At 70.4% G+C, this 13,001-nt stretch carries 10 protein-coding genes; all 10 read left to right on the top strand.

All coding sequences use genetic code 11. The annotated features are described in order from the left end of the window. Positions 1-29 precede the first annotated feature (29 nt). The 10 genes from K3769_RS39975 to K3769_RS39930 all read left to right on the top strand — a co-directional run bounded on the left by K3769_RS39975 (position 30) and on the right by K3769_RS39930 (position 12,429). Positions 30-1,370: an acyltransferase domain-containing protein gene (locus tag K3769_RS39975; RefSeq protein WP_267031105.1), complete on the top strand. Its 1,341-nt coding sequence runs from the start codon at positions 30-32 to the stop codon at positions 1,368-1,370. Continuing rightward, positions 1,367-4,630 carry a hotdog fold thioesterase gene (locus K3769_RS39970; protein WP_267031104.1) on the top strand — a complete coding sequence of 1,088 codons (3,264 nt, stop codon included), beginning with the start codon at positions 1,367-1,369 and terminating at the stop codon, positions 4,628-4,630. Before K3769_RS39975 ends, K3769_RS39970 begins: the two co-directional genes overlap by 4 nt. Beyond that, positions 4,627-5,049 (top strand): hotdog family protein, encoded by a 423-nt coding sequence (locus K3769_RS39965; protein ID WP_267031103.1) that lies wholly within the window; start codon positions 4,627-4,629, stop codon positions 5,047-5,049. The genes K3769_RS39970 and K3769_RS39965 overlap by 4 nt, the downstream gene beginning before the upstream one ends. After that, complete coding sequence (locus tag K3769_RS39960; RefSeq protein ID WP_267031102.1) at positions 5,042-5,653, top strand: 4'-phosphopantetheinyl transferase family protein; 612 nt, start codon at positions 5,042-5,044, stop codon at positions 5,651-5,653. The genes K3769_RS39965 and K3769_RS39960 overlap by 8 nt, the downstream gene beginning before the upstream one ends. 241 nt (positions 5,654-5,894) lie before the next feature. Beyond that, complete coding sequence (locus tag K3769_RS39955) at positions 5,895-6,455, top strand: hypothetical protein (protein WP_267031101.1); 561 nt, start codon at positions 5,895-5,897, stop codon at positions 6,453-6,455. 195 nt (positions 6,456-6,650) lie between these two features. Beyond that, complete coding sequence (locus tag K3769_RS39950; RefSeq protein ID WP_267031100.1) at positions 6,651-6,932, top strand: DUF7144 family membrane protein; 282 nt, start codon at positions 6,651-6,653, stop codon at positions 6,930-6,932. Continuing rightward, positions 6,929-7,843: a polyphosphate kinase 2 family protein gene (locus tag K3769_RS39945; RefSeq protein ID WP_267031099.1), complete on the top strand. Its 915-nt coding sequence runs from the start codon at positions 6,929-6,931 to the stop codon at positions 7,841-7,843. Before K3769_RS39950 ends, K3769_RS39945 begins: the two co-directional genes overlap by 4 nt. After that, positions 7,843-10,596 carry a cation-translocating P-type ATPase gene (locus K3769_RS39940; RefSeq protein WP_267031098.1) on the top strand — a complete coding sequence of 918 codons (2,754 nt, stop codon included), beginning with the start codon at positions 7,843-7,845 and terminating at the stop codon, positions 10,594-10,596. Before K3769_RS39945 ends, K3769_RS39940 begins: the two co-directional genes overlap by 1 nt. Positions 10,597-10,835: 239 nt before the next feature. Continuing rightward, positions 10,836-11,699 (top strand): LLM class flavin-dependent oxidoreductase, encoded by an 864-nt coding sequence (locus K3769_RS39935; protein ID WP_267031097.1) that lies wholly within the window; start codon positions 10,836-10,838, stop codon positions 11,697-11,699. A 325-nt stretch (positions 11,700-12,024) separates the two neighbouring features. After that, positions 12,025-12,429, top strand: coding sequence for an FKBP-type peptidyl-prolyl cis-trans isomerase (locus tag K3769_RS39930; RefSeq protein ID WP_282566334.1), 405 nt, complete (start codon positions 12,025-12,027; stop codon positions 12,427-12,429). Positions 12,430-13,001 lie beyond the last annotated feature (572 nt).

Raw genomic sequence — 13,001 nt, 5'->3', positions numbered from 1 at the left:
CCGGGAACGTCATCTGGCGGGAGAACCCCATGAGTCAGTCACACCTGATCGTCTTTCCCGGCGCCGCCGCCTACAAGTGCGGCGCCCTGGCCGACCTGGCCGAGAAGCACCGAGAGACATACGGACTGCTGTCCCTGATCGACGACGTAGCCGACGAGTTCGGCAGCGGCCCGGTGTCGGGTCCGCTGCTGGACCCCGGCGAACGAGACCTCCCCGCCTTGATGACCGACGACCCTGTCACCTTCCACCTGGCCATCTACGCGGCGTCCATCGCCGTCTACCGGGCCCGCCCACCCGCCGCGAACGCCCCGACGGTCCTCCTGGGCCTCAGCCTCGGCGAAGTCATGGCACTGGTGGCGGCCGGCGCGTACGACGTCCTGTCCGGTGCGCGGATCGTCGCGTACCGGACCCGCATCATGTGTGAACTCCTGGGCGGGGAGACCGCGGCGGTCGCGATCGACGCGGACGCACACCGCACGAGGCACCTTCTGGGGGCCGTGGGGAACCCGGCGCTGGCAGTGGCCGTGGAAGGAGCCGCCACCCAGACCGTGGTGGCCGGACCCGCACCCGCCGTGGAGGAACTACGGTCCCAGGCCGGCCACCTGGGGCTGCGGGCCACCCCCATCGCCTCTCCGTTCGCCTCCCACCACCCGGACTACACGCATGTCGCCGACCGGCTGTGGCGCGCCATCGAATCCCTGCCCCGGCGACCACTGCGCCTGCCCGTCTACTCGCCCATCCACAGCGGGTTCTACCGCGACAGCGACGACCTCGCGCGCAGCCTCGCCGACCACGTCTGCCGCCCCGTACGGCTGCGCACGGCGCTGGAGACACTGCGGGACGCCGGTGTGGACAGCTTCACCGAGTGCTCGGCCCGCCCTCTCCTCACCCCGCTGATCTCCCCGGTCATCCCGGCCCGTACCGCCGGGCTCCCCGAGCCGACCCGCCCGCCGGCCCCCGCGCAAACGGATCGCACCCTCTCGACCGACGCCCCGCACCAGCCCCCCGCCGAACTCCCCGCTCCGGCCGGGCAGAGCCCTGCGGACCCAGAGCCCGGTTCGACAAACCCGGTGGCGGCCAACAACCCTGCGCCAGAGTCCCCGCCGGCCACGGCCACCTTCGAAAGCATCCGGGACATCTACGCGCAGGCCCTCGGATACCCGGAAGAGGCCTTCGAGCCGGACACGGACATGGAAGCCGACCTCGGCATCACCTCGATGCGCCAGACAGAGATCCTCGGCACCGTCCTGCACCGCTTCGACCTGCCCGAACTCCCCGACCACTTCAGCATCTCGGCCTACCCGACGATCAGCAAGATCCTCGCGTTCGTGCAGGACCAGACCGCCGGCGCCCAGGCAGTCGCACGATGAACGGCCGCCGCCGCCCGGCCGAGGCAGTCGCCGTGATCGGGATGGGCCTGGTGGTCCCCGGGGCGAACTCGCCCGAAGAGTTCTGGGACGTCCTGTGCTCAGGCGTACCGCAGTTCCGGCCCCCCGACGCACGCTGGGACCTGGAGACGCTCTTCACACCCGAGATGGGCGCCGAAGACCGCGTCTACCTGCGGGACATGGGATACGTCACCGATTTCCGCCCCCATCCCGGAACCGACGAGGGAGCACCCGGCGGCCTGGATCCCGAAGCCGGGCGCTGGCTGCGGCACTGCCTTCGCCAGGCCATCGACGGCATGAACTTCCGAGACACCGACCGCTGGCAGTTGACGGTGGGCGCATCCGCCGAGTCGTCCCAGCGCTTCGAGGAAGCCCTGCTGCTCGACCGGGCCGCCGCATCCCTGTCCGACCACCCCTCACACACCACGGACATCCAAAACGCGCTGCGCCGGCTCTACCCGCACGCCACCGAGGACCCCGCCTCCTACCTGAGCCCGGCCCAGGTCCGCCTGGCCGCCCAAGGACTGACACCGGACACGTGCCACATCTCCGTCCTGCAAGGCGCGTGCGCCGGATCCCTGCACGCCATCGACGCGGGGGTCAAGGCGCTCTGGGCGGACGAATGCGACATCGCCGTCTGCGGGAGCTCCTTCGTGCTCAACCGCATGACGAACATCCTGTGCTGCGTGATGAAGGCCGCCGCCCGCGACGGCGCTGTCCGCCCGTTCGACCACGCCGCCGCCGGCACCGTGTTCGGTGAAGGCGCGGGCCTGGTCGTCCTCAAACGACACAGCCGCGCCGTCGCGGACGGCGACCGGATCCACGGCGTCATCGCGGGAACCGCCGCCTCCACGGACGGGCGCGGCGCCTCGATCGTCACCCCTAACCCGGCGGGCCAGCAACTGGCGGTACAGCGGGCCCTTCGCACCGCCGCGGTCACGCCCTCCGAGGTCGAGCTGATCCTGGCCCACGGAACCGGGACCGTCGTCGGGGACGAGGCGGAACTACGCATGCTCGGCGACATCGCCGCGGGCCGGGCCCGATGGCACGTCAGCTCCAACAAGTCGCTCATCGGCCACACCGGCTGGACCGCGGGCGTGGCCTCCCTCATCCACGGACTCCTCGTACTGCGGCACGCGAAGATCCCGGCACAGCGTCAGTTCGAGCAGGTCGTCGACCCGGCACTGCTGAAGGACGGCGCCCTGACCATTCCCACGTCGGACGTCGACTGGCCGGCGCACGACGGCAGGACCCGCACGATGGCCGTGTGCGCTTACGGGCTCGGCGGCAACAACGGATGCCTGGTCGTCAGCGATCGTGTGCCCGCGGCGTACACGCCACCCACGACACCGGACACCGACATCGTGCTCACCGCCTGGCACGCACACCTGCCCGGCGCACCCGACCGGCGAGCGGTCACCCGATGGCTGGGCGGCGGTGCACAGCAGTGGCCCGACACGTTTCCCGTCCCCTACCCGCCGCCGCCCTTCGAAGCCTGCCGCCTGCCACCCACCACGTTCGCCACCCTTGACGCCTCTCAGCTGACGATCCTGGACAGCGCTCACGGCCTTGCCGGACAGATCGGCCCACCGCTCAAGACGTTGGCGCCCCGCACCGGCGTCTACCTCGGCCACCTGGGGCCGACCAGGAACAGCGTCGAGTACACGCTGCGGGCCGGCCTGGACGACCTGGCACGCCGCTACGGTCCAGGTCTGCTCCCCGGCCCGCAGCGCCTCACCGCCGCACAGTTCACCCGGAAGATCCGCACCGACATCCCTCGGGCCGTCTCCGACACCTATACGAGCCTGCTGTGCTGCATCACCGCCTCACGCGTGTCCGTCCAGCACGATCTGCACGGCCCCGCCCTGAGCTACGAGGCGGGCACCGACTCGGTGCTGGCCGCCGTCGACGCCGCGCGGCTGCAACTTCTCGGCGGCAGCATCGACCTGGCTCTCGTCTTCGGCGTCGCGGCCAACGCGGTACACGGCGCGACGTTCCTGGAACCGGCCCGCGGCCAGCGGCTGCGGGAAGGCGCGTTCGCCCTCTGCCTGGCCCGGCGTGACACCGCGGAACGCGAAGGGCTGCCCGTACTCGCCGTCGTGGGCCGAGGACCACTGGGCCCCCGGCGACAAGAGCCCCTCGAACCAGAATTCGGCGGCTTCCTCGGCGGCGAAGGCGCCGTTCGGATCCTCCGAGCCCTGGTGTCGGACGCTCCCACGACGCACATCGCTCCGCGGGCCTCACCACACACCCCCGTGCTCACCCTGAGCACACCGCGGACACTCCCCACCCCCTCCGCCCCCGCGAGCACGGCCGACCGTCCCTTTTTCTTCCTCCGGCAACTTGAGACGAGAACACCCCGGCACGCACGCTGGCTCATCCCCCTGGACGGGCGCCTGGACTCGTTCCTGGAGGACCACGTCGTCGACGGTCGTCCCACCATGCCGGGCACCGTCCTGATCGAGCTGGCGGCCCAGGCCGCGACCGCGGCCGTCGAGGGCCTGGTGCCCCGCTCCTTCCACGACGTGTCCTTCGAAGCGTTCGTACGGCTGCCGGCCGCCGGCCGTCCACCCCTGGTCCTGAAAGCGGTCACCGACCTCGTCGAGCGGGCACCGGGCCGGGCGGTCGTCGAGGTCCGCCTCCTCAGCGACGTCGTCCTGCCCACAGGACGCGTCGTGCACGTGGACCGCACGCACATGACCACTCGCGTGGTGCTGGGCTCCTACCTCCCGCAGCGCCCCTTCTGGGAAGACGCCCGCCGAGCCCCCGACGAAGCGGCCACCGTGGCGGACGTGTACTGCGCCGGCCACGCTGCGCACCGTCTCAGCGGCGCCTTCGATTCGCTGCGCGACCTGCGGCTCCACGACAGCGGGGGATCCGCCCGCTGGCACCCCGTAGCCGGCCCGTCGCACCCCGCCTACGCGAGGTTCCGCACACCGGCAATCCTGCTGGACGCCCTGCTACGCACCGGGCAACTGTGCGGTCCGGACGGCGCCGCGGACGTCCCCGCTGTCCCTCTGGGGATGCGGAAGGTCACGCTCAACACCCAAGGCAACGACATCGTCCTGGCCGGTCTCTTCGGCTCCGCCGTCGAGCTGCACCACCTCAACGGCACAGCGGCCTCGGACCAGGAACGACAACAACTCGCCCTCGCCCCGGACGGCACGGTCCTGGCCCGGGTGGACGGGCTCCGGCTGGCCCCGCGCCCGGACCGGCCACGTGCGGAAGCCGGCACGCGATGACAGCGCCGCGCGTCGGTGACGTCTTCGTCGTCAAACGGCGGATCCACCCAAGGATGATCAGCGCGTTCGGGGAACTCACCGCGGACCTGGCCGCGCACCACCTGACACAGCATCCCGGCCGGCCCGTGGCACACGGCGCCTACCTGCTCTCGACGCTGGCGATGTTGGGAGGTACCAGCGCGCTGGGGCATCGGATCACCGTCGAGCTCCTTGCCCCCGCCTACGCCGATGACGTGGTGGAGACCCGCATCGAGATCACTGCGGCACAGGCCGGCGGGCGCCTCGGGGTCCTTCTGGAAGCCGACTTCACCATCCGCGACCAGCACGGCGGGCTCATCGGCCGGGGCACGATCGGCTGCTCGATTCCCCCCGAACCCCCGGCTCCCGCGAAGGCCGGGACCTCACAAGCCGATGAGTGACCGGCCCGTCGAGCTCCATCTGCTCAGGACCGGATCCGGACATTCCAAGAACTCGCTGGTCAGATCCGTTCTGCGGGAACACATCGGCTGCGCCGACAACGAGCTCACGCTGCTGAGGACCACGGCTGGACGCCCGTATGTCGGCCGTCCCACCGGTGCGCGGATCGAGTTCTCGCTGTCCCACTGCACGGGGCTGCTGGCCGTGGCCGTGGGAGAAAGCCGCAGACTGGGCGTGGACGCGGAGATCCTGCACCGGCGGGTGAACCCCGAGGCGTTTTCCCGCTTCATGTCGGAGAAAGAGCGCGCCGACCTTCAACGCTACGGGCTGGACGGGATCGTCGGATGGTGGGTCCGCAAGGAAGCCGTCCTCAAAGCGGTGGGCGTCGGGCTCCGGGCCGACCCTCGTCACTGGCCGGTTCCCCTGGGCACAGCTCGCAGTCGGCACACCACCGTGAGCCGGACCGGTGTCGTCCACCGCGTGCACGATGTCGACGTCGAGCACTACCGGGTGGCGGTCGCGTGTGCCGGGGACCGAAATTTCTTCCTGGACACCCGGATCCACCCTGCGACAACCCGGCCGTGCCGGCTGAACCTCGACACCTGAGCGCACCACAACCAGCACGCACGAACCGCACCGCCGCCAACGCCGCCCGATGAACCCCCTCTACCTGGGTGCGCGTACCTCATGAAGACGGCATGCCGCTGGGATCACCGGCTGTCAGCCCTCACGCACCACGCTGTGAAGGACAGCCCGCAACGCCGGGCAAACGACAAAGCGTTGCGGAGCGGCGCCGGTCTCGTGAAATGAGCACCGTCGCGCGCGACGCAAGAAGATCGGCGGAGCGATGGGGGTCGCGCTGCTCGCCGCGGTCTCGACCGCGGTCTGGATCGCGGTCTGGATCGCTACCCGGGGCGAAGACGAGCCGCCGGTACGGTACACGGCCGAGATGCCGTCCGCGTTCGGTGACTATCGGCTCGCAGGCCCCGGTGAATCCCTGTGGGACAAGACGGGTATCGGGGAGAACCTCGACCCGACGACAGAAACAGCGCACGCCACCTACCTGCGGGCGGACGACAGGAAATCCTTCATCATCACTGTAGACCTCGACCCCGTCGCCGACGTGTCAGATGCCGGCAAGGGCGACGACGTCATTTCCATGATCCTCGGCACCTCCGTCGAGTCAGGCGAGGCGAAGAGCTACGACCCCGGCCCCATCGCGGGAAAGCTGCTCTGCGTGCAGTACGCGGTCAACGGCACCACCAGCTCCCGCTGCCTCTGGGGCAACGGCACGGCCCTCGTCACCGCCCAGCCGGTCGTCACCTCCGGCCCACGGCCCACTCCGGGGCAAACGGCCACAGAAGTACGCTCCTTCCTCAGCGAGTTGCACGTGCACGCGGTGAAGTAGTGCCCTCCCCCCTCAACGATCAGTGTCGATCGTTGAACTGGTCCGGGCCGGGCCGGCGACGTGACGAGGTGCACGCTCGGCCTTCAGGCGACCCGGGCGTCACCCGGGGAGGGTGATGCCCCTAGCGGCGGGCCGGGGCAGTTTTCGGTGGACGGCGGTGCATACCGCACCCGCTCCCGAGCACGGAGGTTCGCCATGGCGGACACCAGCGCCCGGTACCGGTACCCCGAGGCCGGCCGGGTGGCGGTCGTCGGGGTCACTCCGGTCGTCGTCGGTGCCGGTCTGTTCGCCGGTGTGACCTGGGCCCGGATCGCAGGCGTGCTCGTCGCCGCCCTGGCGATCACCGTGAACCTCCCGCCGATCCCGTACTCCCTCCTGTGGTCGATGACGCTGATCGCCCGGTACGGGCTGGTCGTCCGGGGCGGGTGCGGGGTGCGCCGGGAGAGCCTCTACCAATGGTTGCGAGGTCTCTCATGAAGGACAAACAGGCGAAGCGGATCGCCGAGTTCATCGCCCCGCTGCGGGTGGACCCCGGGCGCAAGGTGCATCTGGCCGAGGACTTCGATCCTGGGCACCGCGCCGGCATAGCGAACAAGAAACAGGGCCGGGAACTGCTCCGTACCGGTGTCACGCTGCTCGCCGACCACCAGCGCAGGCTGGCCGCGCAGGGCAGCCACGGCGTGCTGCTGTGCCTGCAGGCGCTGGACGCCGGCGGCAAGGACGGGACCATCCGGCACGTCATGAGCGGTGTGAACCCGCAGGGTGTGCGGGTGTCGGGCTTCAAGGTGCCCTCGACCGAGGAACTGGGCCACGACTACCTGTGGCGCTACGCCTGCCGGCTCCCCAGCCGCGGGGAGATCGGCATCTTCAACCGGTCCTACTACGAAGAGGTCCTCGTCGTACGGGTGCACCCGCAGCTGCTCGCGCGGCAGGGGCTGGCGGACCGTCCGGGCAAGGCGCTGTGGCGCCGGCGCTACCGTGAGATCAACGACTGGGAGCGGTACCTGACGGACAACGGCTTCCGGATCGTCAAGCTGTTCCTGAACCTCTCCTGGGAGGAGCAGCGGGTCAGGTTCCTGAAACGCATCGACGTGTCGGAGCGGAACTGGAAGTTCTCGGCGGCGGACGTCCGGGAGCGCGCCTCCTGGGACGCGTACCAGTCGGCGTTCTCCGCGATGCTCTCCGCGACGAGTACCGCGTGGGCGCCCTGGTACGTGGTACCCGCGGACCACAAGTGGTTCGCCCGGACCTGCGCGGCGGCGGTCCTCGTCCACACGCTGATGGAACTCGACCCGCAGTATCCGGAGATCGACGACGCCGCCCGGCACGAACTGCGGATAGTGCGCAAGCAGTTGGAGAGCGAAAGGCCGGACGGGAGTCACGGCTGATGACCGCGCAGGCGGCGGGGAACGCCGCGTCCGCCGCGCCGACGGCGCGGGACTGGTGGGCGCGCACGGCCGAGGAGGTGGCCGCGGCGCTGGACGTCGATCCGGCCGTGGGGCTGAGCGGCGAGCGGGTCGAGCGGCGGCTGGCCGAGGACGGGCCCAACACGCTGCCGGAGGAGCGGGCGGTGCCCGGCTGGCGCCGGTTCGCCGGCCAGTACACCTCGTACATGCAGATCATCCTGGTGGCCTGTGCCGTCGTGTCGCTGCTCGTGCAGGAGTGGGGCACGGCGGTGGTGCTGCTGGCGCTGACGTTGCTCAACGCCGTCATCGGGCTGCGCCAGGAGGGCAAGGCGGAGAGCGCCATGAACGCCTTGAAGGCGATGGCGAAGGTCACCGCGCGGGTGCGGCGGGACGGGACGGAGCGGGAGATCCCCGCCGAGGAGGTCGTGGTCGGCGACGTGGTGCTGCTGAGCGCGGGGGACGAAGTGCCCGCCGACGGGCGGCTGGTGGCAACCGCCGCGCTGCAGATCGACGAGTCGGCGTTGACCGGGGAGAGCGTGCCCGCCGCCAAGGACACCACCGTGGTGCACAGCGCGGCCCCGGGGCCCGGCGAGCAGTCGGACATGGCGTTCATGAACACCCCCGTCACCCACGGCAGCGGGGTCCTCGTGGTCACCGCGACCGGGGCCGGCACCGAGCTGGGCCGGATCTCCGGGATGCTGTCGGCGACCCGGCGCGAGCCCTCGCCGCTCACCCGGGAGCTGGACCGGCTGACCCTGTGGATCGTCGGTGCGGCCGGCCTCACCATGATCATCATGTTCTGGCTGGGCCGGGAGCGGGGCGAGGCGTGGGACGTGCTGTTCGTGAGCGCGGTGTCGCTGGCGATCGCCGCCGTGCCGGAGGCGCTGCCGACGGTGACGCAGACGATCCTCTCGCTCGGTGGGCTGGATCTCGCCCGGCGGCACGCGATCGTCAAGGACCTGCCGTCGGTGGAGACCCTGGGTTTCGTCTCGGCGATCAACTCCGACAAGACCGGCACGCTGACGATGAACCAGATGACGGTCGTCGAGGTGGTGGACGCCTACGACCGGTACACCGTCTCCGGCACCGGGTACGGGCTTGAAGGCCAGGTCCGGCACGCGGCGGGCGGCGCACCGCAGATCGAGGGGGCGATCCTGCCGTATCTGGTCGCCAACGACGCCACCCTCACGGACGACGGGCGGGTCGTCGGCGACCCGACGGAGGGTGCTCTGGTCGTCCTCGGGCACAAGTGCGGCCTCGACGTGAGGGAGACCCGTGCGCGGCTGCCGCGGCTCGCGACGCTGCCCTTCGACCCCGCCTACAAGCTGATGGCGACCTTCCACGCGGCCCGGGACGCCAAGGGCCGGGACGTGGTGCGCTGCTTCGTCAAAGGCGCCGCGCCCGCCGTGCTGGAACGCTCCGAGACAGCACTGTCGGCCGGGGAGAGCATCCCGTTCGACGACGCGCTGCGCCGGCGCGCGCAGGAGGAGATGGAGCGGATGGGGCGGGCCGGACGCCGGGTGATGGCCGCCGCCGCCCGGGATCTGGACCTGGACCCGGCGGAGTTCCACGCGGACGGCGATCTTCTGGCGTACGTCGCCGGGCTGCGGGTGACCTCCCTGGTGGGGATGGTCGACCCGCCGCGCGACAGCTCGCGCGAGGCGGTCGCCGCCGCCCAGGCCGCGGGTGTACGGGTGCGGATGGTGACCGGTGACGATGTGGTCACCGGTGCCGCCGTGGCCCGGCAGGTCGGCATCGAGGGCGAGGCGATGCTGGGTGGCGACTTCGCGGCCCTGAGCGAGGCGGACCGGCTGTCCCACGTCGACCGCATCGGGGTACTCGGCCGGGTGGCGCCCGAGCACAAGGTGCTGCTGGCGGACACGCTGAAGCAGCGGGGCGACGTGGTAGCGATGACGGGGGACGGTGTCAACGACGCCCCCGCCATCAAGGCTGCCGACATCGGCATCGCGATGGGCTCCGGCACGGACGTCGCGAAGAACGCGGGGCGGATGATCCTCTCCGACGACGACTTCGCCACGATCGTGTTCGCCGTGGAGCAGGGCCGTAAAATCTACGACAACCTCACCAAGTACATCCGGTTCGTACTGATCCTGCTCGTCGTGTTCGTGCTGGTGTTCCTCGGCGCGGTCCTGTTCGACATCGCGGACGGAGAGCCGTTCACCCCCGCCCAGGTGCTGTGGATCCACTTCTTCGTCAACGCCGCCTTCGGCTTCTCGCTGGGCTTCGACCGAGTGAGCCCCACATTGATGACACGCCGTCCGCGGCCACGCGGCGAGCCGGTGATGACGCATCCGCTGATGGTGACGGTCGGCCTCGCGGGGACGTTCACCGCCGCCGCGCTGCTGGGCGTGCTCGTCCTCGGCGAAAAACGCTACGACTCCGCCGCCGTGGGCAACTCGATCGCCCTGACCGCGTTCGCGCTCTGTCTGATCGTCTCCGCGCTGGAATGCCGCAGCCCTCTCGGGACGGTACTGCGCACGGACACCTTCGACAGCAGGCAGCTCAACCGGACACTGCTGGTCGAGGGCGTCCTCGCCGTGCTGGTGGTACAGAGCGACGTCTTCAACCGCATCCTGGGCACCACACCGCTCCACCTCGGCCAGTTCGGCTGGGCGCTGCTGCCACCGCTGGCCCTGCTGGCACTGTGGGAGCTGGGAAAGTTCACCGTGCGCCGTCGGCAGTCCGCCGGGGCGGGGCGGGGCTCCGGTGCGTGACGCGCGCCGTCCGCATGCAGCCGGGTGGCGGGTCGGGGGCCCGACTCCCGCACCGTACGGCAGCGCGGCGGAGCAAGGGCGAGCGACCGGTTCTTGGCCGGATTCCGGGGACCATCAGGTCGTCAACCCGCGCAGGAGCCGCGGACGGCACGATCGCCCAAGTGGTCCGCAGCCTGCCGTGAAGACACCTGTAGCCAAATCCGGTTGCTGCTTCGTGGTCGGCTGCGCATCCTGCTGGGATGCGCTTCTCCGTCAACATCCCGAACTTCGGTGACTTCGCCGACCCCCGTAACGTCGCGACGGCGGCAGCGGCGGCCGAACAGGCCGGCTGGGACGGGCTCTTCGTCTGGGACCACGTCCTGCACCGTCGGCACCAAGGGCGTCCCTTCGGCGATCCCTGGATGCTGCTGACCGCGGCCGCGCTGGCGACCTCCCGAATCCGGCTGGGCACCCTGCTGACGCCGGTCCCCCGCTACCGTCCGCAGCAACTGGCCCGCCAGGTGGCCACCCTGGACCATCTCAGCGGGGGCCGGGTGATCTTCGCCGCCGGTCTGGGCGGGCCGGTCGAGGACGAGTACCACAGCTTCGGCGACGCCGCCGAGCCACGCGTACTCGCCGAGCGGCTGGACGAGGGACTGGAACTGCTGGGCCGCTTCTGGTCCGGTGAACCGGTGAACCACCACGGTCGGCACTACGAGGTCCGGGATGTGGCGCTGCTGCCCACCACCGCGCAGCGGCCCGCTCCGCCGGTGTGGATCGGCGGGTTCTGGCCGCGTCGTGCGCCCATGCGGCGGGCAGCGCGGTGGGACGGCGCGGTGCCGCTCTTCGAGTCGGCCCGCCATGGTCACGTACCGGACATGGCGGAGGTACGTGAGCTGGTCGACTATGTGCGCAAGCACCGCTCAGCCGGGGTCGAGCAGCCCTTCGAGTTCGTACTCGGAGGGGCCACGCCCCCTCAGCCGGAGAAGGCCAGGGATGTGATCGGTCCCCTGCACGACGCCGGTGCCACCTGGTGGGACGAGCGACAGGTCCAGACCGGCCCCGACCTGGACCGCCTCCTTCCGGTGCTGCGCCGCATCGAGGTGGGGCCGCCGGTGCTCTGATCAGGCATCCGCGTTCGCCGGGCAGCACCACGGTCGCACGCGGACCCGCCGACGCGCCAACGCGCCAACGGCCGGGCAGGCCCGCGATCCCCCTACAGTCCTTGCAGCCCCGCAACGTGCTTGCCACCCCTCGGGGTCGGCCTGACCACCGGCCCTTGCGCAAGCCGGGAGACTCATCGTCATGTGGACGTGGCGATCAGTGCCGTGGCAGATGACCCTCAGGCGGATTCGGGACTCCCGGTAGTGTGTCCCTCTCCCGCGTGAGGTGTCATGTATCCCGTCGAGCCCGTACGGAAGACATGTGGTTGCGAGCTGTGAGGGTGCGATGAGCGAACTGACGAAGCCCGAGGTCGACGTTCCGCAGGGTGACGCGCCGACCGGGTTGACCATCCGGGACCTGGTCGTCGGGGACGGAGCCGAGGCGAAGTCGGGCATGGTGGTCAGGGTCCACTACGTGGGGGTGACCTTCGGGTCCGGGAAGGAGTTCGATGCCTCTTGGGACCGGGACCAGCCGTTCAAGTTCGCCCTGGGCGGTGGCAGGGTCATCAAGGGCTGGGACCGGGGAGTGAAAGGAATGAGGGTCGGAGGCCGACGCGAGATCATCGTTCCCCCACGTCTCGGCTACGGCAATCAGTCGCCATCACCCTTGATCCCGGCGGGCTCGACCCTCCTCTTCGTCGTGGACCTGGTGGACGTGTATCGCAGCCCGGGCGGCTGGAGCAACTCCTAGAGCTCCTGCGCGGGGCTGTGGCATCGACGGCATCCGACGCTTCACGGCCGACGAGGAATCCATCGCACTGAACACTGAACACTGAATACTGGACCCTGAACCTGTCCTACGGTTTTGGCTCGGCCCGCGACGGTCATTCGCAGCGAGCAAGCAGTGAAGTCATGGTTGCGCCGGCGAGTGCGTCGGGCGTCGGGTCACGCCGAAAGTCCACGCGGCGGGGAACCCAACTGGTCGGGATACTGGGCCGATGAGCAACACCGGGCTGAGTACGCAGCGGGCAGCGCGTCGTGGAGCATGCGGAAGGCCCTCTGTGCTCCCGCACCGTTGTAGGAGGCCAGCGTGGCGCCGCCCTTAGTGGCGGCCTCGATCTCCGTGCCGGTAAGCGGAGGCCTGGGAGAGTCACTCCCTTTTCGACGCCGGGGCGCTTCCTGCCGACCCGGACGCCTGCTCGGCCGAGCAGGCCGACACGGTAAGCACCAAGGCCAGGGCAATGCCGGACACTGCACATCGGCGGTCAACCGTCACATGGGTCTCCTGCTGAAGGGCAGACACACGCCGCCCGCACGCGCCAC

The organism is Streptomyces ortus (assembly GCF_026341275.1).
In the GTDB taxonomy this organism is placed as follows: Bacteria; Actinomycetota; Actinomycetes; order Streptomycetales; family Streptomycetaceae; genus Streptomyces; species Streptomyces ortus.
Note: the sequence above shows the minus strand (reverse complement) of the source record. Positions and strands in the feature narration are given on the sequence as shown.

Coding starts and splice junctions, on each gene's coding strand:
- K3769_RS39950 (WP_267031100.1), top strand. CDS start 6,651: ATGGCGGACACCAGCGCCCGGTACCGGTACCCCGAGGCCGGCCGGGTG.
- K3769_RS39935 (WP_267031097.1), top strand. CDS start 10,836: ATGCGCTTCTCCGTCAACATCCCGAACTTCGGTGACTTCGCCGACCCC.
- K3769_RS39945 (WP_267031099.1), top strand. CDS start 6,929: ATGAAGGACAAACAGGCGAAGCGGATCGCCGAGTTCATCGCCCCGCTG.
- K3769_RS39965 (WP_267031103.1), top strand. CDS start 4,627: ATGACAGCGCCGCGCGTCGGTGACGTCTTCGTCGTCAAACGGCGGATC.
- K3769_RS39975 (WP_267031105.1), top strand. CDS start 30: ATGAGTCAGTCACACCTGATCGTCTTTCCCGGCGCCGCCGCCTACAAG.
- K3769_RS39930 (WP_282566334.1), top strand. CDS start 12,025: ATGAGCGAACTGACGAAGCCCGAGGTCGACGTTCCGCAGGGTGACGCG.
- K3769_RS39970 (WP_267031104.1), top strand. CDS start 1,367: ATGAACGGCCGCCGCCGCCCGGCCGAGGCAGTCGCCGTGATCGGGATG.
- K3769_RS39940 (WP_267031098.1), top strand. CDS start 7,843: ATGACCGCGCAGGCGGCGGGGAACGCCGCGTCCGCCGCGCCGACGGCG.
- K3769_RS39960 (WP_267031102.1), top strand. CDS start 5,042: ATGAGTGACCGGCCCGTCGAGCTCCATCTGCTCAGGACCGGATCCGGA.
- K3769_RS39955 (WP_267031101.1), top strand. CDS start 5,895: ATGGGGGTCGCGCTGCTCGCCGCGGTCTCGACCGCGGTCTGGATCGCG.